15 protein-coding genes are annotated in these 21625 nt (G+C 50.9%); 12 read left to right on the top strand and 3 right to left on the bottom strand.

Features of this window, described 5'->3' with window-relative positions; translation table 11 throughout:
• Positions 1-112: 112 nt before the first annotated feature.
• Positions 113-991: a helix-turn-helix domain-containing protein gene (locus AC0LWF_RS23360; RefSeq protein WP_474653942.1), complete on the bottom strand. Its 879-nt coding sequence runs from the start codon at positions 989-991 to the stop codon at positions 113-115.
• Between the two features lie 129 nt (positions 992-1120).
• On the opposite strand from AC0LWF_RS23360, the gene AC0LWF_RS23355 reads away from it, so the two are divergent.
• From AC0LWF_RS23355 to AC0LWF_RS23310, 10 genes are all read left to right on the top strand, one after another.
• The gene (locus tag AC0LWF_RS23355; RefSeq protein WP_474653941.1) at positions 1121-2098 is read left to right on the top strand and encodes a Gfo/Idh/MocA family protein; all 978 of its coding nucleotides are present in this window, start codon (positions 1121-1123) and stop codon (positions 2096-2098) included.
• A gap of 24 nt (positions 2099-2122) precedes the next feature.
• On the top strand, positions 2123-3109 hold the full coding sequence (locus AC0LWF_RS23350) for a Gfo/Idh/MocA family protein (RefSeq protein ID WP_474653940.1): 987 nt from the start codon (positions 2123-2125) through the stop codon (positions 3107-3109).
• Positions 3110-3690: 581 nt separating this feature from the next.
• On the top strand, positions 3691-5454 hold the full coding sequence (locus AC0LWF_RS23345) for a sensor histidine kinase (protein ID WP_474653939.1): 1764 nt from the start codon (positions 3691-3693) through the stop codon (positions 5452-5454).
• Positions 5451-6536, top strand: coding sequence for a response regulator (locus tag AC0LWF_RS23340; RefSeq protein ID WP_474653938.1), 1086 nt, complete (start codon positions 5451-5453; stop codon positions 6534-6536). Before AC0LWF_RS23345 ends, AC0LWF_RS23340 begins: the two co-directional genes overlap by 4 nt.
• A 110-nt stretch (positions 6537-6646) precedes the next feature.
• A complete protein-coding gene (locus tag AC0LWF_RS23335; RefSeq protein WP_474653937.1) occupies positions 6647-8335 on the top strand; it encodes an extracellular solute-binding protein in 1689 nt (562 codons plus the stop codon).
• Positions 8336-8414: 79 nt separating this feature from the next.
• The gene (locus AC0LWF_RS23330) at positions 8415-9305 is read left to right on the top strand and encodes an ABC transporter permease (RefSeq protein WP_474653936.1); all 891 of its coding nucleotides are present in this window, start codon (positions 8415-8417) and stop codon (positions 9303-9305) included.
• Positions 9306-9325: 20 nt separating this feature from the next.
• Positions 9326-10210, top strand: a complete 885-nt coding sequence (locus AC0LWF_RS23325; RefSeq protein WP_474653935.1) for a carbohydrate ABC transporter permease — start codon at positions 9326-9328, stop codon at positions 10208-10210.
• Between the two features lie 29 nt (positions 10211-10239).
• Positions 10240-12876: a GH116 family glycosyl-hydrolase gene (locus tag AC0LWF_RS23320; protein WP_474653934.1), complete on the top strand. Its 2637-nt coding sequence runs from the start codon at positions 10240-10242 to the stop codon at positions 12874-12876.
• 25 nt (positions 12877-12901) lie between these two features.
• Positions 12902-14158 carry a Gfo/Idh/MocA family protein gene (locus AC0LWF_RS23315; RefSeq protein WP_474653933.1) on the top strand — a complete coding sequence of 419 codons (1257 nt, stop codon included), beginning with the start codon at positions 12902-12904 and terminating at the stop codon, positions 14156-14158.
• A 15-nt stretch (positions 14159-14173) separates the two neighbouring features.
• Positions 14174-15085, top strand: coding sequence for an AraC family transcriptional regulator (locus AC0LWF_RS23310; protein ID WP_474653932.1), 912 nt, complete (start codon positions 14174-14176; stop codon positions 15083-15085).
• Between the two features lie 510 nt (positions 15086-15595).
• Here AC0LWF_RS23310 and AC0LWF_RS23305 read toward each other — a convergent pair.
• Both AC0LWF_RS23305 and AC0LWF_RS23300 read right to left on the bottom strand, forming a co-directional pair.
• Positions 15596-17371, bottom strand: coding sequence for a glycoside hydrolase family 35 protein (locus AC0LWF_RS23305; protein WP_474653931.1), 1776 nt, complete (start codon positions 17369-17371; stop codon positions 15596-15598).
• A 47-nt stretch (positions 17372-17418) separates the two neighbouring features.
• Positions 17419-18228: a sugar phosphate isomerase/epimerase family protein gene (locus AC0LWF_RS23300; RefSeq protein WP_474653930.1), complete on the bottom strand. Its 810-nt coding sequence runs from the start codon at positions 18226-18228 to the stop codon at positions 17419-17421.
• 207 nt (positions 18229-18435) lie between these two features.
• Here AC0LWF_RS23300 and AC0LWF_RS23295 point away from each other — a divergent pair, with 207 nt between their 5' ends.
• On the top strand, positions 18436-18939 hold the full coding sequence (locus AC0LWF_RS23295) for a MarR family winged helix-turn-helix transcriptional regulator (protein WP_474653929.1): 504 nt from the start codon (positions 18436-18438) through the stop codon (positions 18937-18939).
• A 37-nt stretch (positions 18940-18976) separates the two neighbouring features.
• Positions 18977-21160: an MMPL family transporter gene (locus tag AC0LWF_RS23290; RefSeq protein WP_474653928.1), complete on the top strand. Its 2184-nt coding sequence runs from the start codon at positions 18977-18979 to the stop codon at positions 21158-21160.
• Positions 21161-21625: the final 465 nt, after the last annotated feature.

Raw genomic sequence — 21625 nt, 5'->3', positions numbered from 1 at the left:
ACCATTACTTAATAGGGTATAGCAAGCTATCATGCTATCTCAGGTGGGGCTTCTTGTTCAGAAAAAAAGACCTGAATTATCAAGCTACGCTGCATGATTCAGGTCTATTTCATTACTTCTCAGCATGCATCAGTTTTTTCAAATAGTGCTTCGGCGTGCAGCCTGTGAATCGCTTGAATAACTCATAGAAATGAGCCATATTCTCGATTCCGACTTCAGTGGCAATATCTCCGATAATCATGTTCTTCGTTATCAGAAGCTGCTCGGCTCTGCGTATGCGCTGCCTATTGACGTAATAGGTAAACGAAACGCCGACGCATTTCTTGAAAAACCTGGAGAAATAGGTATAGCTCATACCGGCGATTCGGCTAGCTTCTTCCATATCGATTTTGCCGCTCAGATGGCTTTCCACATAATCGAGTATCGGCTGCATCACCGCAGCGTCAACATGCTCGAAGGGCTGAAGCAGCTCACGCCCGTCATTGCGAAGAAGGGTGAGAAGCAGCTGCTTAACGTACATGCTCATCGCGATTTCATAGCCCTTGGTCTTGTTCATCATTTCATCGTGGATGTCAATGATGACCTGCCCGATTTTCTCCTTCACGCGAGGACTCTCGCTAAAGATGTAGTTCAAATCCTCCAGCGGTCTGACCATCTCGGAGAAATGGCGGTAATACCCCATCATCGCTTCGTCAAAATACGGCCCCAGATCCAGATGCAGCACAATATAGACAAGCGGTCCGTTATCAACCTTGTTGCTGAGATGAAGCTGCGAGGACCCGATGAGAACGACGTCTCCTGGAGAGAGGATGTACGTGTTGTCTGGCGTACGGATGTCTAGCAGCCCCTCCTGCACGACGATGAGCTCTACTTCTTTATGATAATGCCATTGACTTGCGAGCGGCTGTTTGGTCCGGAGATCTGTGAACTGCCAAACCTTCATGCACAAGCGCTCATTCTGATAATGAATCGGTTCTTGAAATGTTTCCACCTTAATCGCTCACCTATCTAGTAAGTGCAAATTTGGATATAAACGAGTCAAAACTCGGCATACATGAAGACTAAGAGAATCGTTATGATAGCTTTACTAGTATACACCAACTAAAGGGGCGAATGAGAGATGAAAGTAGCGGTTGTTGGCTGCGGCGGCATGGGACAGTACCATGCACAGAGCTATGCGAAGATGCCCGGAGTTGAACTCACCGGCGTCTGCGATGTTGATTATGAATTAGCCTTGGATGCTGCGAAGAAGGTGAATACGTCCGCATTCGGCTCGTTCGAGGAGATGGCCCAATCTGCCGAATTCGATGTGGTCAGCATTGCGGTGCCTTCCTACCTGCATAAGGAATTGGTCTTGAAGGCAGCCGCTGCGGGCAAGCATATCATCTGCGAGAAGCCAGTCGCGCTTTATCCGCAGGACGCACTAGAGATGATCCGATGCTGCGAGGATAATGGGGTTCGCTTATTCATCGGTCATGTTGTACGCTTCTTCCCGGAATATGCGCAGATCAAGCAGCAGATTGATGCCGGTCTCATCGGCAAGGTTGGAGTTGCCAATGCACGCCGTGTAGGGGGTCACCCAGGCGAAGCGAGAAGCTGGTTCAAGGAAGCGGATAAAAGCGGCGGCGTCATTGTCGATCTCATGGTGCATGACATTGATTTCATGCGATGGACACTCGGAGAAGCGAAGTCCGTGTATGCGATGGGGCATTGTAACGGAGAAATCGAATACGCGTTAGTTACGCTGGTGTTTGAGAGCGGCGCCGTTGCCAATTTGGAGGCATTCTGGGGCTACCCGGGTTCGTTCCGTTATGCGGCTGAATTTGCCGGCTCGGGAGGGTTGGTCAGCACGGACAGCATGAAGTCGCAGTCGTTGCAGATTCGCAAATCCGCCCAAGAGCAGAGCGGAGACAAGGTCGTGGAAATTCCGCAAAGCCCGGGCTTCACCGATCCTTACTATAAGGAGCTGCAGCATTTCCTGAGTTGTATCAAGACAGGCAGCGAACCAATTGTGACGGCACATGACGCGTACAAGGCGCTCGAAATTGCAGCAGCTGCGCGCGAATCCTTGGAGACGGGCAAAGTCGTATTACTGTGATGATGAAACGGGAGGGGCACTAGCATGACAACGTTAAAGGTAGGCATGATCAGCTTCGCGCACGGACATGCTTTCAGTTACTTCAATAGCTTGCAGCAGCTGCCGGATGTGCGGGTCGTCGGCATAGCCGATGACAACAAGAGCCGCGTGGCAGAAATTACGGAGCGTCATGGCATTCCGTACTATGCGGATTACAAGCAGCTACTCGCACAAGATTTCGATGCTGTCGTCATTTGCTCGGAGAATGTGCATCATGCCAAGCTGGTCATCGACGCGGCGAGAGCGAAGAAGCATGTACTCTGCGAGAAGCCGCTTGGCGTATCGGTGGAAGAGATGCAGCAGATGATCGACGTATGCAAGGAGAATGGCGTTCAGCTGATGACGGCCTTCCCATGTCGCTATTTGGCAGCTGTGGTCAGCGCGAAGGAAGCGATCGACCGCGGCGATATCGGCGAGATTGTTGCGATTAAAGGAACGAATCACGGCGGCAATCCGGGCGGATGGTTTGTCGATCCAAGTCTCTCTGGCGGCGGAGCGCTTCTGGATCACACGGTCCATGTCATGGATCTCATGAACTGGGTGCTGCAGTCGCCGGTCAAGGAAGTCTATGCTTATGCCGCGACTCTGTTCACGGAAGGCCTTGCGGTCGACGATGCCGGCATGCTTCACGTCAAGTTCGATAACGGCGTATTCGCCGTACTGGATACAAGCTGGTCCCGCCCGAAATCGTTCCCGACCTGGGGCGACGTTACGATGGAGATTGTCGGCACGAAGGGTGTTATTTCCGTAGACGGCCTCGCGCAGAAGAACGACCTGTTCAGCGACGCTACGGGCAAGGGTGTCTATTCCTTCTGGGGCGACGACATGGACTTCTACTTGGTCAAGGATTTCGTGAACGCCTTGCTGCAAGGCAAGCCGGTCCCGATTACCGGCGAAGATGGCCTGAAAGCCGCGCAGGTGGCGATAGCAGGTTATGAATCGAATAAGCTCGGACAGCCGGTGACGATGTAGAGAGAATTACCGTCAGGTTTTCCACAGCATTAGCAAGAGCCCCGTACATTGAGTACGGGGCTTTTGCTGTATGAACTGTGTATATCGCGCCAGCCATTCCCAACATATGGTTTTAGTGTTCAGCAATTGCTGCTTCGTGCTATATTGTAGGAAATGTTTCTCATATGTTGTAGCTGTGAAACAGTTAGCAATAAATCCACCGTAGACACCAACGCCTGAGCAGTCCCGCATGACATCGGAGATGACAAGAACATCTCCGCCGCTTCCGAACGTCAGCTGGCTACTATGTCCGAGGTCACGGAGACAGCAACCCGCTTAAACGGCATGTCAGGCGAGCTTCAGCAAGCAGTTGATAAATTCAAATTGTAATTATGATAAAGAGCAAAGGCTGGCCTTATCCTGCAGAGGATAAGGTCTTTTTTATGGTTCCAGGGTGAACATCTTCCATCACACAGGGTATAAAATCGTCCGAAATTACGCGCTAAAGCACACTTTCCTACGGATTCCCCTGTAACTTTACATTTTGGCGACCATTTGCGCTATAGTTATTGCTGGTGGACTGCAAGGAGGGCATCATGAGCATGAAGAACAAGTTTCGAGTCTCGGTGGCAAGTCTGTGGCCGAAGACATTAAAGAATAGATTATTCATCATCTTAGGCTTTAACGTTCTCATTCCGCTTCTTCTGGTTATCTTCATCTCTTACAAGAGCGTATATCCGCTGCTCGATCAGCGTATTCGGACGGGCATCCAGAACAACCTGAATTTATACCAGATGACGCTTGAGAATACACTCGCCAACATTAACAACGTCTCTCAAATCCTCGCGTATGACGGCAGGATCGGGAAGAAGCTTAGTCAGTTTCTTACGGAAAAGGACCTCTATAAGAAAACACAAATTAACAACGATATCCAGCAGGATCTTTCGATTATATCCAGCACGAATCCGACACTCGGACTGTTCTTCTATTATTTCGAAGATCAGAAGAAGATCCTTTATCAGAACTATACGGTAAACCCCGGCTTCTCCTTGAGAAAGCTTCCTCGGCTCGTCGAGCTGAACGGGATCACTTATTACGGGCCGCATTTGACGAATCGGCAGTACAGTAACGTTCAAGTGTTATCTGTCGCACGGAAGATTGTGATGCCGGATCAGAATAACGTCTACGTCTATCTCGAGACTGGCTATAAGCTGTGGGATAAAATCAATCAAACGGGCCATGAAGAGAGCATGAACGAGTACCGACTCATTGTCGATCAGGAGAACCGGGTTACATTCAGCGAGAATACGGCCGATTTTCCGATCGGGTCGATTCTGCGCGATAATTCGGCAGGCAAGCTCAAGGAAGCAAGAGGCTATTATGTGTTTGAGACAGCGAGCAATCAAGGCTGGAAAGCCGTCTATCTCATCTCGAAGGCTGCCTATCACAAAGAAGTGACACGCTGGATTGAACAGCTCGTGGTCATTCTAATCATCTCTATCCTGCTGTGCTCCTTATTCGCCTTGGCGATTTGGCGGATGGTTTATGTGCCCTTACGGAAGGTCAATCAAGATATGCGGCTTGTTGAGAATAGTGATTTTGACACGCCATTGTCGCGATTCTCGATTGTTGAATTTGATACGATGATGCGGCATTTCGATACGATGCGCGACCGGGTGAAGGAGCTGCTGGAAGAGAACGCCTTGAAAGAACAGCGCCGGGCTGATTTTGAAGTAGAGAAGCTGCTATACCAGATTAACCCGCATTTCATCCATAATACGCTCGATACGATTCAATGGCTGGCTCGCTTGAAGGGGCAAGAGGATATTGATACGGTCGCGACCTCGCTGAATAAATTGCTCTATTACAATCTTGGCAAGAAGGGACCGCAATCGACGATCGCGGAAGAGCTGGAAGCGCTGAAGGATTATTTGACCTTGCAGAAGATCCGCTACGATTTCGAGTTCAGCGTCACGATCGAAGTCGGGGAGGAGCTGCAGAACTGCTTGGTACCTCGGTTTATTTTGCAGCCGCTCGTGGAAAACTCTCTCTATCATGGCAATTTTGACAAGAACGGGCTGATTGAAGTTAAAGTGGAGCCGGATGGCGATAGGTTTATGATTATCCGTATCCGGGATAATGGACGAGGGATGACGCAAGAAACGATCGCGCGGCTGCTGGAGAAGCAATCGGAAGAACAGAATCGGATTGGGCTTGGAATCGGGGTCTACTATGTGAAGCGCGTATTCGATTCTCAATATGACGGACAAGCCGCATTTGACATGACAAGCGCGATAGGGGAAGGAACATGTATTACGCTTCGGCTACCTAGAATGCATGCAATGAAGAAAGGTGAAAGCTTATGATGCGCGTACTTATCGTTGATGATGATCGTTTGGCGCGGACAGGCTTAATGAACCTGCTCCCTTGGAATCCGTTCGGATTACAGGTAGTCGGTGAAGCGAGTAATGGGGAGAAGGCGCTGGAATTTCTGCAGGAGAATGAGGTTGATCTGCTCATAACGGATCTCGCGATGCCGGTCTTATCCGGGATCGATCTGATGCGGCAGGTTCGAGAGCTCTATCCGAACATGTTTATTGTGGTGCTGTCTTACCATCAGGATTTCGAATTGGTTCAGGAGGCGCTCCGTCTTGGGGCAATTGATTATATTGCCAAGATTCAGCTCGAGAAGGTGAAGCTGGAAGAGGTGCTGGAGCGGATTACGAAGCGGATTCAGTTTGAATTAAAGCAGCGTACTAACCATCCGAACGATCAAGGCGCCGCCCAGCAGCAGTCTGCATTGCCTGAAGAACTGGCATGGATCATGGCGGCAATGACGCCGCTCGACTGGCTTAGAGATCATAGCAAGCACGCCAAGCTGACCGAATATATGAGCCAGCACAAGCTGAAGCTCGAAGCAGTACAAGAAGCTAGAGAGAAGCTGCTCCACAAGCTGAATCCGATCCTTCCGGAAGAGCGGAAGGGGACCTCAGCTTCCATTCTTTCGCTGTCAGAATGGCACACGGATATCATCGCACTGCGAGCTTGGTTCCAAACTGAACAGAAGCTGTCGCAGTACTCGATTGAAATCATCGAGGCGATCCTTCGGGCAGCCCATTATATCCGGGAGCATCTGAGTGAGGATCTTCATCTGGATCAAGTGGCGCGCGAGGTCGGCGTAAGCCGGAGCTATTTTAGCGAATGCTTCAAAGAAATTATCGGGATCTCCTTTCAAAACTATCTGCGAAATGCAAGGCTGGAGTTTGCGCTGAAGCTGCTGGAAGAAACAACGCTTCCGATCTATGCGGTCTCTCAGAAGGCAGGCTATCCGAACGAAAAGTACTTCAGTAAAGTATTTCGTTCTTTATTTCACCTGCTGCCAAGTGAATATCGAGCCAAAGGTATAAAATCGTCCGATTTGATGAAATCGGTCTACCAATTGTCCTAAAAGGAACGAATCGAATAGCTACCTTCAAAGGACCGTTTTTGCTCTCGCAGAAGGTCCTTTTTACTATACGATAGTGCAAGAAAGCCAAACCAAACTATAGGGGGATTAAGATGAATTTGCGTTTGCGAAGTACGGCAATCATGTTAACAGCTTGTTTGGCACTAGCAACAGGGTGCGCTTCGAATAACAACAGCTCAAGCAGCAATGAGCAAAATGCAGCGGCGAACGCCTCGAATACGGCGAATGCGAGCGGGAATGCAGCTAATACTGCAGCACAAGACGCGCCTGCGGATCCGTTCGGTAAATACGCAGAGCCGGTAACGATCAATATCGGCAAGTCGATTGACCCGACTTCAGAGAAGACACTCCCTGCTGGCGACACAGTTGAGAACAATCAGTATACCCGTTATACGGAAGAGAAATTGAACATCAAGTTCAACCATGTATGGCAAGCACAGGGCGATGCTTATACGCAGAAGCAGAAGCTGGCGATTGCGAGCAATGACATTCCGGATGCGATGATTGTAAACTATGCGGATCTCGTGAAGCTGGTGGAAGCTGGCCAATTGGAGGACATGACTGAGGTTTACAAGAACTATGCTTCTCCGCAGATTAAGGAAATGTACGAATCTGCGAGCGAAATTGGTCTTAAGCAGGCAACGTTCGACGGCAAGCTGATGGCGATTCCGAACTCGCAAACGTTGGCGGACTCGATCTACATGCTGTGGATCCGTCAGGATTGGCTCGATAAGCTGGGGCTGCAGCCGCCGAAGACGGTGGATGAGCTTGCAGCGGTCGCGAAAGCGTTCATCGATAAAGATGCAAGCGGCAAAGGAACAGTCGGTATTACGGGAGATAAAGCATTGTTCGAAATGGACAACTCCGTCGGCGGATTGGATCCGATCTTCGCGTCATTCAAGTCCTACCCGCTCAACTGGGTGAAGGATAGCTCCGGTAATGTCATGTTTGGCGGCATTACGCCAGAGACGAAGGAAGCGCTGGGCAAGCTTCGCGATCTGTATGCGCAAGGCTTGATTGATAAGGAATTCGCGCTTCACACTGATCCACTGGAGCTTGTGAGAGGCGGTAAGTCGGGTATTTTCTTCGGACCATGGTGGATGGGCTACGACCCGCTGCCGGATACGATGAAGAATGATCCGAAAGCGAATTGGAAGCCTTATCTAGTGCCTCTTGATTCCGCAGGCACGTTCAATACGCATGTACAATCGCCGACAAGCGCTTACTTCGTTATGAAGAAAGGCTTTAAGCATCCTGAAGCACTCATGAAATATATTAATGTTCAAGTCGCAGCGGAAACGTATGCGGATCCGGATTCGTCGAAGCTTGATCCAGGTGTCGGCTTGCAGAACTGGCCAATGCGCAGCGTGACGACGTATGCAGATAACGTAGAACGCAACTCGAAGGCGATCAACGATGTGATTGGCGGCACTGCAGACGTATCGACACTAAACAGCAACCAAAAACCGCTATATGAAGATTGGCTGAAAACGAAAGACGCTCCGGCAACTGACTTCGGCGCGTGGGGCCCTGCATTCTCCTACATTGTCTCCGGTCAGGAGCTGTTCAAGCCAATGAACAAAGTATTCAGCTTGTTCTATGGTCAAACCAAATCCATGGAAACCAAATGGGCGAACTTGCTGAAATTGCAAAACGAAACGTATACCAAAATCATTATGGGCAGTGCCGACCTGAATGCTTTCGACGAGTTCGTTAAGAACTTCAAGGCGCAAGGCGGAGATGAGATTACGAAGGAAGTTACAGAAGCTCTCAAGGGATAGGAAGAACGAGCTGGCGATTAGCGCTGGGGGCTTAGCTCCTGGCGCTAATTGTTATAAACGAAGGAGTGGGAAAGCAAAGATGAAGAACAAGGCATTCATTACGAACTATTACCTGATGCTGATTCCCGGAATGATACTGCTTGTTATGTTCTCTCTCGTTCCGCTGTTCGGGGTTGCAATCGCTTTCGAGAACTTCAACTCCGGTCTTGGCATTTGGCACTCGGAATGGGTGGGACTCGACAACTTTAAGTATATGTTCCAGCTGTCCGACAGCCGTGTTATTTTTATGAATACCATTTATCTAGCAGTGATGAAGATTATCGCAAACTTAATTGTACCGCTCGTATTTGCCCTTTTGCTGAATGAGGTTCGTAAGATGGCATTTAAGCGTTTTGTACAGACGATCGTTTATTTGCCTCACTTCCTGTCTTGGGTCATTCTTGCCGGCATTGTGACAGACATGTTCTCTTATCATGGTATTGTGAATCAATTTTTCAGTGTGTTCGGCTTTAAACCTGTCCTGTTTCTGGCTGACAATACGTGGTTTCCCGGCATTCTCGTTGGGAGTGACGTGTGGAAGGAATTCGGCTTTAATACCATTATTTATTTAGCCGCGCTGACCGGCATTAATCCATCCCTTTATGAAGCAGCAGCGATCGATGGAGCCGGCAGAGCCAAACAGCTATGGCATGTAACGCTGCCCGGCATCAAACCGACAATTGTGCTGCTTGCAACGCTCAGCCTCGGTAATGTTTTGAATGCGGGCTTCGATCAAATATATAACATGTACAATCCGCTCGTGTACTCGTCTTCCGACATTATCGATACGTATGTGTACCGCGTAGGTCTCTTGAATGTGCAGTACGGATTGGCGACTGCGGTAGGCTTGCTCAAATCGGTCGTCAGCTTGCTGCTGATCGGCATTTCTTACGCATTAGCGTCCAAATTCGCGAATTACCGTATCTTCTAAATAAAGGAAGTGATTGAAACATGGTTAAAACACGCTCATTCGGCTCGATTTCCGCCGATACACTCATTTACCTGATTTTAGGCATCGTTATGATCTCTACGCTTTATCCGTTATGGTATACCGTTGCCGTATCCTTCAGCGACAGCAGCGCAGCGGCGGGGGGGCTCGTCAAATGGCATCCCGTTCATTTTAATCTGGCGGCTTACCATGAAATTATGAGCGATCGGAAGTTTTTTAAGGCGTTCCTGATTTCGATCGAAAGAGTTGTTCTCGGAACGTCGATTAGTTTTGTCATTACCTTATTGATGGCTTATCCGCTATCGAAAGAGAATGCAATATTTCCGGGACGCAATATCATTATGTGGTTTCTGGTCGCCATGATGCTGTTTAACAGCGGGCTCATCCCATGGTATATGACGATCAAATCGTACGGTATGCTAGATTCCATCTGGGCGCTTGTCTTGCCATACGCGGTTCCGGTCTTCAACATTATTCTCGTCATCAACTATTTCAGAGGGCTGCCGAAGGAGCTCGATGAAGCGGGGATGGTCGATGGAGCGGGAGCTTGGTATTTGCTTCTCAAGATCTACCTGCCGCTCGCGGTTCCCGTCATGGCAACAGTCACGTTGTTCAGCATCGTGTTCCATTGGAACGCCTTCTTCGACGGTCTAATTCTCATGAATAAGCCGGATCATTATCCATTGCAATCCTATGTGCAGCAGCTCGTCGTTAACATCAACACAGCGGAGCTTACAACCGATCAGCTGCAGAGTCTGTCACAGCTATCGAACAAAACATTGAATGCGGCGAAGATCGTAGTCACTATGGTGCCTGTACTCATCATTTACCCGTTCTTGCAGCGGTATTTTGTACATGGCATTACGCTCGGCTCTGTGAAAGAATAATGACTCAGTCAAAATAGGGAGAGTGTGAGATGGCAAGCTTTGTTTACCAAGGAGAGAAGACGAAAGAAATCGTGTTTCCGCTCGGCGGCATTGGAAGCGGCAGCATCGGCCTTGCCGGCAACGGCCGGCTCGTAGACTGGGAGATATTCAATCGGCCTAACAAACGGAGCGTCAACAGCTTTAGCCATTTTAGCGTAAAAGCAGAAGCTGGCGGGAAGCTGCTCGATGCCCGGGTGCTGAATGGAGACCTGCTGCCTTCGTATATGGGGGAGCGGCGCGTTGTTCCTCATAGCGGTTACGGATTTGGGCCGGAATCAACGACTATGGCAGGCGTACCGCATTTTCGCGACTGTGTGTTTACTGGGGAATTTCCGCTTGCGAAGCTGGAATTTACCGATGAGAGATTTCCCGGTGCGGCATCCATGCGTGCGTTTAATCCGTTTATCCCGCTAAATGATGCGGATTCCAGCATTCCTGGCGCTTTCTTCGAGATTGAGCTTAAGAATACGACGGATATTCGGATTACCTATACCGTAAACGCTTCGGTGGGTAACCCCCACTCGAGCCCGGTCAGATGGAACCGATACATTCGCGATAGTGGGAACGGGCTTCATCACATCCAGATGGGCACGGATGAATACGCTTCCGAAAGCCCGAAGCGAGGCGACATCAGCATCTCGACAGATGCGGCGGATGTCAGCTATCAGGAATATTGGTATCGCGGCACTTGGTGCGATAACCTCGAGATGTTCTGGCGGGATTTTACCGAAACCTCGAAATATAAGAATCGGACCTATGAGAATCAGGAGTTCAAGGGATCGGACCTTTGCTCACTCGCTGCTCATATCGAGATTGAGCCGGGGCAGACGAAATCCGTCCGATTCGTCATTACTTGGAATTACCCGAACTGCTTCAACTACTGGAGCACGGAAGTTTACGGAGCGAAGGACGATCCCTATTATCATCCCGAGCATCCGACCGTGTGGAGCAATTATTATGCTTCTTTGTTCGAGAATTCCGTGCAGAGCGGCGCATATTCGCTGAAGAATTGGGATCGTCTATATGGAGATACGCTGCTGTTCAAGGAGGCGCTATTCTCCTCCAGCATTCCAATTGAAGCCATTGATGCGATATCAGCGAATATCTCGACCTTGAAGACGGCTACCTGCTTGCGCCTTGCCGACGGTTCCTTCTACGGATTCGAGGGGACCATCGAGCATTCGGGCTGCTGTGAAGGTTCATGTACGCATGTTTGGAACTATGCTTATGCGCTGCCGTTCCTGTTCCCGAAGCTGGAGCGTTCCATGCGGGACTTGGATTACAAGTATAACATGCGTGAAGACGGCCGAATGTCGTTCCGCTTGATGCTGCCGCTCGGCAAGCCGAACTCCATGTTCGCTTGTGCGGATGGACAGTTCGGCGGCGTCGTGAAGGCTTACCGGGACTGGAAAATATCAGGGGATACGGATTGGCTGCGATCCAACTGGCCGTCTATACAGAAGTCGATCGAGTACGCATGGGCGGAGACGAATGAGCACAAGTGGGACCTCAATAAGGATGGCGTGCTTGAAGGTCGCCAGCATCATACGCTGGACCTTGAGCTGTTCGGGCCGAACGCTTGGCTGAACGGATTCTATCTCGCAGCGCTCAAGGCAGGCGCCGAGATGGCACGTTACCTTGGAGATACCGTGAAGGCGGAGGAATATGCAGGCTTGTTCGAGCAAGGGAAGAAATGGACGGATGAGCACCTATTCAACGGAGAGTATTACGTACAGCAAATTGATTTGACCGACAAGTCGATGGTTGAAGGGTATGAGGACCGAGTAGCCGACTACTACTGGAACGAGGAGTCGGGTGAAATGAAATACCAAATCGGGGATGGCTGCGGCGTTGATCAGGTCATCGCACAGTGGCATGCGAACCTGAGCGGTCTTGGTGAAATCTTCGATCAGGCACAAACGAAGCAGGCGCTGCAATCCATCTATGCGCATAACTACCGGGTCGTCGGCGATTATTTCAATGCATGGCGGCTGTTCAGCTTGAACGATGAAGCAGGGGTCATTATCTGTTCCTGGCCGAAGCCAGACTCCATGCCGAGAATTCCGCTGACGTACAATCAAGAAACGATGAACGGCTTTGAATATCAAGCGGCGATTCATATGATTCAGGAAGGCATGGTACGGGAGGGCATGGAGATCGTCCGCGCTATTCGTGCTCGCTACGATGGGGAGCGGCGCAATCCGTGGAACGAATTCGAATGCGGCAGCCATTACGCAAGGTCGATGGCGAGCTACGCGCTTCTGCCGGCATTCAGCGGCTTTGAGTACGACATGGTGGAAGGGATGATCGGGTTTAATCCGGTTCAAACGTCCGAGAATGGCCATTTTACCGCATTTTGGTCGCTCGATTCAGGCTGGGGAACGGTAACGATTACGCCTCAGAATGTTGAACTGCAAGTACTCTACGGCACGCTGCCTATTCGCACGCTGCGCCTGCCTTTCTTGGAGGGGGACTCCGTGCTGGCTGCAACTCTCGCAGGCGATTTGATTCCGGTTACTCAAGCAGCAAACGGCGACTGTTCGTTGGCCACGCCGGTCGTGCTGACTCCGCATTCTTCGTTGTCGATCTTTTTATCCAATGTGTTAGTTGATAGTAGAACAATATAGATATTGCAAGAGGGGGAGCAGCGGCATGAAGCCGATAACAGCAATTCTGCTTGGTGCGGGCAATCGGGGGATGGATTCACTCGCAGCTTACGCGGAGCGGTTTCCATATGAACTCAAGTTTGTCGCGGTGGCTGAGCCGGATGAGTATCGCAGAAGCAAGATGGCAGAGAAACACAACATCCCCGCCTCACAATGTTATGAGACTTGGGAAGACGTGCTGGCACAGCCGAAGCTCGCGGATATGGCGTTGATTTGTACGCAGGATCGGATGCATTATGAGCCGACAATGAAGGCGCTGGGGCTTGGGTATCATGTTCTGCTTGAGAAGCCGATGTCGCCGAGTCCGAAGGAATGCATCGAGATGGAGCAGGCAGCGACGGACAATAACAGGCTTCTGTCGATCTGCCACGTGCTGCGCTACACGCCATTCTGGTCATCGGTCAAACGCGTGATCGACGAAGGCAGGATCGGAGAGATCGTATCGCTGCAGCTGAACGAGAACGTTGGATTCTCTCATATGGCGCACAGCTTCGTAAGAGGGAACTGGAACAACTCCGACATTTCAAGTCCGATGATTCTAGCAAAATCATGCCATGATATGGATATTATCTCCTATCTCGTCGGCAAGCCGTGCGAGCGGGTGGGCTCGTTCGGCTCGCTCATGCATTTCCATGCGGGCAATGCTCCGGAAGGCTCGACGGATCGCTGTTTGAACGGTTGTGCCGTTGAAGCTCAGTGCTCATTCTCTGCGCCGCGTTTCTATCTGGGCGATGGCAAGGGCTGGGCCGGAAGAATTACGAATGACCTATCGAAGGAAGGCATTCTGAAAGCTCTGCAGGAAGGTCCTTACGGGAAGTGCGTGTACCGCAGCGACAATAACGTCGTCGACCATCAGGTTGTGAACATGCTGTTCGAAGGCGGAGCGACTGCTTCCTTCAGCATGTGCGGCTTCACGCATGATATTTCGAGAACGGTTCAGATCATGGGGACGAAGGGCGAGATTCGCGGCTATATGGAGAAGAACGCGTTTACGGTTCATGACTTCGCCAGCAAGCGAGAAGAACAGGTGAAGGTCTATATTTCCGCCGAAGGGCATGGGGGCGGGGATGAGGGCATCATGCGCAGCTTCGTGCAAGAGGTCAGGCAGTATAGCGGCGGCGAAGGATTGACCTCGGCGGCGGCTTCCGTCAGAAGCCATATGATGGCGTTTGCCGCAGAGCAATCGAGGCTCGATGGCGGTAAGCCGATCGTGCTGGATCAATTCAAGCTGCAGCATGCCTAGCGGGAGGAAGCGTTCATGGATCATTTATTTCAGCTTCCCACGATGTACAGTGCGATTCGCATTCCGGGAATGGAGTATGCAAGGAAGCCTGCAGGCTGGTCGTTTCCGAGCCATCGGCATCCGTACTTCGAGTTCCTATGCTGCGTAGAAGGGGAAATTCGGCAGTGGGTCAACGGACAGCCGTATGTGCTGACGCCAGGCGATATGATTCTGATCGGCTCTGATATGCATCACAGGACGGAAATCGTTCAGGATTGCCTATTCTTCGATTTTCACTTTGACGTGGAGCAGTCTGATATTCATTCGATTATGCAGTCCGCGTCCTCTCCGCTGCTTCGATATGCGGATAACGAGCCTCTGCTCGCTCGTATCGAGCAGTTTCTAGGCGAGTTTGGCGAGGACCTGCATCAGATGGGACGGCAGAACGAAGCGGCTTCAGGCGGCAAAAGAGAGCAGCGGCAGGAGCCGTACTTGCAGCAGATCGAGCGGTCGATCCGCACGCTCAGCATTCATGCCCGCCTGCTTGAGATCATAGGCGTGCTTGCAAACCGTCTGATGCAGATGAGCGTCAGCCTATCTGATATGCAAGTTACCCCTTCGCAAATCCGGCTGGCTCGCGAAGCCTCCTGTTATATCGAAGAGCATCTGCTTGAAGACATCCGCGTGCATGACGTAGCGAAGCAGCTCAATGTTCACCGCACGCATCTGCATCACTGCTTCAAGAACGTATACGGCGTTTCGCCAAGCATGTATATCAACAGCTCGCGAATCCGTGAAGCGAAGAACCTGCTGCTGACGATGGATTGGAGCATGGAGGAGATCGGCCTGCATCTGCGCTTCTCCTCCTCCGCTCACTTTAGCCGCGCCTTCCGCTCAGCGGTGGGCATGCCGCCGATCCGGTTTCGGCAGCGTGCTAGAGCGCTGTAAGCGATCATTGCCCCGCCTGCACTTTGAAGGCGGGGCTTCTTCATATCTCGACCGTGACTGTACGGCTGCTTGCTGAACGCTAGCAGCCGTACGCTGTCCTTCGCTCGCCCGGCTAACGGATCGTAAACACCCTATTTGTGCAAATGTAGCGCTCAAATAATTGTAACGGACTCCAGCAGCCACGGAATAGCGTCGCTGGAATCCGTTACAGCACATAAAAGAGCTATATGCTCCAAATAACGCATCTGGAGTCCGTTAGCATCCAATATCGTCCATACGAAGATCGTCCGCCTTCTCGACGCACACAAAAAAGATCACCTTCCAGGCCGTAACCTGGCAGGTGATCTTTTTTATAATGTATAGGAAGTTATGGGATCGTTGGGCGGGTTGAGCCCATCTCACGGAGAAAACTCGGGCATCTTGTGCCTGGGCTATGCCACATCTCTAGTTAAAACCCGACTTGCTCAGGCTTTGTCGGCAAGGAATGATCTTGAGATCGCATTTGCGCATTTACCCCAGATCGGGCTGCTCCTGCAGCGTAACTTGCGGAGCCTTCATGCCGTGAAGCTCGAAGATAACAATTTCATTCTCGCCTTCCCGAAGCAACGGCGCAGGGACATAGAGCGTAACCTGCGGCCCGATCTCCCAGTAGCGGCCGAGGTTAAAGCCATTGATGAACACGACGCCTTTCGTCCAGCCGCTCATGTTCAAGAACGTATCCGCAGGCTCGTCTACTTGGAAGCTGCCTTTATAGAAGGTCGGCTCTTCCTGAGTCGCTGCACCAGCATCAAGCGGGGAATAGACAACACCAGACAAGTCATCGAGCGGCAGCGGATGCATCGTCCAATCATATAGAAACTGCCGCTCGATCCGGACGCCTTCCGTAATCCCCTTCGGATCATGCATTTTCCAGCCATAATTGATGCGTCCCATATTCTCTACGAGCAGGCTTAAGGTCGCGCCTTCCGCAGGCGTCTCGACGGCGATATCGCCATCAGCGATTTCAATCGTCAAATCATGCTTATTCCGCTCAATGACGCCTTGATAGTCCCCGTTATAGTAGACAAGCGCACGATCGCGCACTTCTTGCACAGTCACCTTGCTAAGCGGCCGTGGTCCGCTGACGTGCGTCGTATAGAGCACAAAACCATAGTCCTGCCCCAGCTTCTCCATCGTCTCCGGATAGGCACGTTTCACCGGCTTCGATATCGCCTCGAGCTGACTGAATAATTTTGCTTGCTGGGTCAGCTGAACCGTTCCGTAGCTTTTTTTGACGATCGGCTCGGGGAGAATCCCCTCGGGAATGTCAGCATACTTCGAGATGACATCGCGGATGGCTAAGTACTTGTCCGTAATATCGCCGGATTCGGTAAGCAGGGCGTTATAGTCGTAGCTTGTGACGGTAGGTTCATAGGACGTGAAGAAGTTCGCTCCGTTATAGAAGCCGAAATTCGTTCCGCCTTGGAACATATAGAAATTAACCGATGCGCCTGATTTCAAGATCCGATCGAGCACATCCGCCACATCGTCATGGCCGCGGACATGATGCTCTTCGCCCCAATGATCGAACCAACCGTTCCAATATTCCATACACATAAGCGGACCGTCAGGCTCATACTCGCTTAACTTGGCAAAAGCACTCTCCGGGTTCGAGCCGAAGTTCGCCGTTGCGAGCGTTCCAGGCAATATACCGCCTTGCAGCATATGATCCACAGGACCATCCGAGGTAAAGAGCAGCACATCAATGCCACGGTTGATCATGCCTTCCTTTAGGTAAGCCAGATAGGCCTTGTCGTTCCCGTAGCTGCCATATTCGTTCTCGACCTGCATGGCGATAATCGGTCCGCCGTTGGTATGCAGAAGCGGCACTAATAAAGGCATTAACACATCATAGTAAGCATCCACACGGTCAAGGTAGGGCTGATAATGGCAGCGCAGCTTCATACCGTCTTCCGCAAGCAGCCAAGAAGGCAGGCCGCCGAATTCCCATTCCGCACAAATATAAGGGCTTGGGCGAGCGATGACATGAAGGCCAACCTCGGCTGCGATTTCGATGAATCGAACGACGTCCGCGATGCCGCTAAAGTTGAACTGTCCAGGCTTCGGCTCATGGATGTTCCATGCAAGATACGTTTCAACCGTATTGAAGCCGCATGCCTTCAGCTTCAACAAGCGATCCTTCCAATATTGTGGAACGATGCGGAAGTAGTGGATCGCTCCCGATATGATGAGCTGCTTTTCGCCGTTTATTACAAAATCACGTCCGTCAATCGCAAAGGTTGTCACGTGTTGATCCCATCCTATCTCTTCTAAACTATTGGACTTAATTTATGTCAACTGGTGAGGCTTGTCCCAATTCGTTCTTTCATCCAAAGGCAGGTAGCCCACGGATCGGATACAGGCTGTTTTGTAAAAGGCAATGTGTGCATATAACCCGGCGGGCCGTATTCTGGCGTAGCGGTCGTGATATCGAGTCCGCGCGCCTGTCTGATCGACAAAATGTTCTTCCACCACGCCTCATGAGTACGAAGCTCCAGCTCATACTCCGGGGCAGCCGGATGAGGCACTTGGGGACCTTGCGCGTACCCGACGCGGGCATGAATATGAATGGTACGCTCGCTTGCAATCGCAATCGCCTCCGCTTGATCGTGCAGAAGCGTCTCGCATACGCAGCACCAGTGGCTGAAATCAGCGGCGAGCTTGAGATCGGGGAATCGATGAAGCAGCTTTGCCGTATTCCACGGCGTATACATAGCGCGGTGGCGATGCGTCTCGTGTCCGACAGCGACGCCATGCGCTTGCTCCTCGCTAAGCGCGGCCCGGAAGAAAGCCGCTTGATCCTCATCTGACATGCAATCCCGTGCGCTATGCGAAATAATGAGCTGGGGGTTAAGTAGCGCCGCCCGTCCCATTCCGTTTGCAAAGGTTTCGATATGTTCCTTCAAGGAGCTGCCGGTTGAAGCGATTAAAGCAATGTAACTCAGCCGATGCTCACGCAGCAGCTCCATAAATTCGTCGATATGTTCGGCTCGGGGAACCGGCGCTTCAACACCTTCGTAGCCTGCGGCTGCAATTTGCCTCAAGCTATCTTGATAAGTGAGATGCTCCATGCCCCATAATGATTTATAGATTTGAAGACGCACCTTGTAATCTTCTCCTTTCCAGCTATCTATACTATCGTAGCACTAACGAATTGGAGACTGCTTTTCCGATCGTCCTGACTTTTTGCATAAATGTCGTCTGCCTTCGTATTTGACATGCCAAGTGGGGAACGCTAAAATAAATCCAACACGATACATCGTGTGCGATGTATCGCCCGGGATGTATTTCTTGAGGAGAGGAGAACGAACGTGGAACGAGCAGAGTTTCTACGGGAATCCATTGATTACTTGCACCGGTTCATGATGAAGAGCCTGCAGAGGCATGCCGAGCAGCATGGGGTCACGGTTCCTCAGACGCGAGTCATCGCTGAAGTGCTGATGAACCAGTCGATCAGCATCAAGCAGCTGACGCAGAACCTCAGAATGACGCAGAGCACCGTCTCGGACATTGTAGAACGGCTGACCGCAAGAGGCATTCTTATGAAGACGACAGATCCGAGCGACAAGCGAGCTGTGAAGATATCGCTGCCGGATCCGATTCTGAAGGAAATCAAAGACCGAACACCGGAGCCTTTGAACGAGTATGTAAGAGACGTCCTCAGCTCGCTATCGCCAGACGAACAAGCGACCGTTGAAGAAGGCTTTCGGCTATTCGTGACAGCTGTCAAAGAGAAAGCGAAGGCCGATGGAGCCCAGAACGATCATTATTACGATATCTTGTTTTTACCAAAAGAAAACCCATCCGAGAGCTAGAGAAGAGGCAGCATGGGGAAGAGGAGAACGTTTACGCATGGCAAAATACTTATATAAGTTAGGGATGTGGGCAGCCAAAAGCAGCAAGAAGGTGCTGCTCGGCGCGCTTATTATATTAATCGCATTAGGTGCGATTGGTTTGACGCTGGGACCTTCCTTCAGCAATGAATTAACGATCCCGAATACACCAGCCGACAAGGCGGCTAAGCTTATTAGCAAAGAATTCTCCCAGCCAGGTCTCCAGTCAGCGAAGATTCAAGTTGTCTTTAAGGCACCGGAAGGCGAAACATTGGAGTCGGAGAAGTGGCAGAAGGTGATGGAGGGGGCGATCGGTGAAATAGGCAAATCGCCGGATGTCGCGTCCGTTACTACGCCGATGCAGCTCAAGAATTTGAACATGACGAAGCAGATTGGCTATGGGGAAGTCACGTTCAAAGTGTCAGCCTTGGACGTTTCGAGCGAGACGAAGGAAGCTATCGTGCATCAGATGGATGTGGCAAGAGAAGCGGGCCTTACGACAGAGGCGCGAGGGGATGTCGTACTAACGGAAGGCGGAGAGTTTCCGGTTGAAGTGATCGGGATTGTCGCAGCTTTCGTCATATTGGCGATTACATTCGCTTCTTTCCTCGCCGCTGGATTGCCGATTGTTTCGGCTCTAGTCGGTCTCGGTATAGGCATGCTGGGCATCGTCATTGCATCGAGCTTCATTGAAGTTCAGAGCGTATCGCTCTCACTGGCGGCGATGCTGGGACTAGCAGTAGGCATTGATTACGCGCTGTTCATCATTAGCCGATTCAAGCAGCAGCTGGCTGGGGGGTACTCGGTTCAGGAATCCGTAGCCATTGCGAATGGTACAGCCGGAAGTGCGGTACTCTTTGCAGGCGTCACTGTCGTTATCGGACTGCTTGGATTGTCTGTTGCGGGAATTCCGTTCCTGACCATGATGGGAATCGCCTCGGCCCTTTGCGTCATCACGACGGTTCTCGTATCTATCATCGTGCTGCCGGCTCTATTAGGCTGGATGGGTCACAAGCTTTCCCCGTCAAAAGGTAAGAAGGCATCGGAGCGCATGCGGACTGCCAGCAAGAAGCAATCGACCAGCAAGTGGGGGACATTCGTTACGAAACGTCCATTGCTCGTATCGTTCGCAAGCATTGCGCTGCTTGCAACGATCGCTTCTCCATTCTTCCATATTAATCTCGGTTTGCCGTCAGACGGAACGACGAAGTCGACAGCAACGACGGAGAGAAGAGCTTTTGACCTGCTGATCGAAGGATATGGCGAAGGCTTCAACGCTTCCCTGATCATCGGAGCGCAAGCAGCTAATCCGACGGAAGCGACTGCCGGCGCTATTGCGGGTATTCAGAAAGAGATCAGTGGGCTGGCTGATGTCCAGACTATTACACAGCCCTTTCCTGGACCATCAGGTAAATTGTATATCATGACCGTCATTCCGAAGTCTGGACCGGATGATACGAAGACGAAGGATCTCGTGAAGGCAATTCGAGACCTTTCCAGCAAGACGGAATCCGAGAACGGGATCGAGCTGCTCGTTACCGGCACGACGGCGATGAATATTGATATCGCAAACAAGCTCAACGATGCTTTGCCCGTATTCGCAGCACTTATTGTTGTGCTTGCTTATGTAATCCTGGTGCTCGTATTCAGATCGATTCTTATTCCTTTGAAGGCTGTTCTTGGTTTCTTGTTATCGCTAGGAGCAACACTCGGGTTCGTCGTCTTCGTCGTACAGGATGGCCATCTGATTCATTTCTTCGGCTTCCCGGCGTCCAGCCCTATCTTAGCGTTCTTGCCGGTTATCCTGATCGGTATTTTGTTCGGACTAGCAATGGACTATGAGATCTTCCTAGTCAGCAAAATGCGTGAGGTATACGCTCAAACAGGCGATCCGCGCAAAGCGATACTAGACGGAGTTCGCGACAGCGGCAAAGTCGTAACAGCAGCGGGACTCATTATGATCTCCGTATTTATCGGCTTCATGCTGGCCCCGGATGCGATTATTAAGTCGATGGGCCTCGCGCTTGCCTTCGGCGTCTTGTTCGACGCCTTCGTCGTACGGATGACGCTTGTTCCCGCGGTCATGAGCCTGATGGGCAAATCCGCGTGGTACATGCCAAATTGGCTCGACCGCATTCTGCCGAACATCGATATCGAAGGCGAGAGCATTATGCACGAGATGGAGAAGCGGAAGAGCGCTTAATAGGAAGCTGGGTTAAACCCGTCGTATTGAAAAAAATCTCTATACGAAAACTGGAGTCTCATTCAGACTCCAGTTTTTTTGTGTTCTACCGGTTTAACCAAGCTCAGCCTTTGCAGGAGCTCGTAGATCTCTCAACCGCGAAAAGCCGATTACTCATAGCCACTTTGACGCTGAGAGATCATATACGGACACTCAGCAACCGTTTCAGCGTTATCGAACGCCGAGAGATCTTCCTTCGTATTTTAACGGTTGCAGCAGTGCTTATTTACACGTAATAGCTACTATTTATAATCTAACGGTCGCCAGAGAGGTTATTTGCTCCCAATGGAGTGATTTCAATGCCGATATAGGCAAATAACGATGCTGACAACCGTTAAAATCTAAAAGGGCCATTTGAGACGAAATAGCGTTCGTGGCAACCGTTGAGCATATACCAATTGGATTTTTTGCGAGCCTGACGGTGGT

The sequence above is a fragment of the Paenibacillus sp. sgz302114 genome, from assembly GCF_056120345.1.
This window is presented reverse-complemented; position numbering and strand designations above follow the sequence as displayed.

Coding starts and splice junctions, on each gene's coding strand:
- AC0LWF_RS23355 (WP_474653941.1), top strand. CDS start 1,121: ATGAAAGTAGCGGTTGTTGGCTGCGGCGGCATGGGACAGTACCATGCA.
- AC0LWF_RS23350 (WP_474653940.1), top strand. CDS start 2,123: ATGACAACGTTAAAGGTAGGCATGATCAGCTTCGCGCACGGACATGCT.
- AC0LWF_RS23345 (WP_474653939.1), top strand. CDS start 3,691: ATGAAGAACAAGTTTCGAGTCTCGGTGGCAAGTCTGTGGCCGAAGACA.
- AC0LWF_RS23340 (WP_474653938.1), top strand. CDS start 5,451: ATGATGCGCGTACTTATCGTTGATGATGATCGTTTGGCGCGGACAGGC.
- AC0LWF_RS23335 (WP_474653937.1), top strand. CDS start 6,647: ATGAATTTGCGTTTGCGAAGTACGGCAATCATGTTAACAGCTTGTTTG.
- AC0LWF_RS23330 (WP_474653936.1), top strand. CDS start 8,415: ATGAAGAACAAGGCATTCATTACGAACTATTACCTGATGCTGATTCCC.
- AC0LWF_RS23325 (WP_474653935.1), top strand. CDS start 9,326: ATGGTTAAAACACGCTCATTCGGCTCGATTTCCGCCGATACACTCATT.
- AC0LWF_RS23320 (WP_474653934.1), top strand. CDS start 10,240: ATGGCAAGCTTTGTTTACCAAGGAGAGAAGACGAAAGAAATCGTGTTT.
- AC0LWF_RS23315 (WP_474653933.1), top strand. CDS start 12,902: ATGAAGCCGATAACAGCAATTCTGCTTGGTGCGGGCAATCGGGGGATG.
- AC0LWF_RS23310 (WP_474653932.1), top strand. CDS start 14,174: ATGGATCATTTATTTCAGCTTCCCACGATGTACAGTGCGATTCGCATT.
- AC0LWF_RS23290 (WP_474653928.1), top strand. CDS start 18,977: ATGGCAAAATACTTATATAAGTTAGGGATGTGGGCAGCCAAAAGCAGC.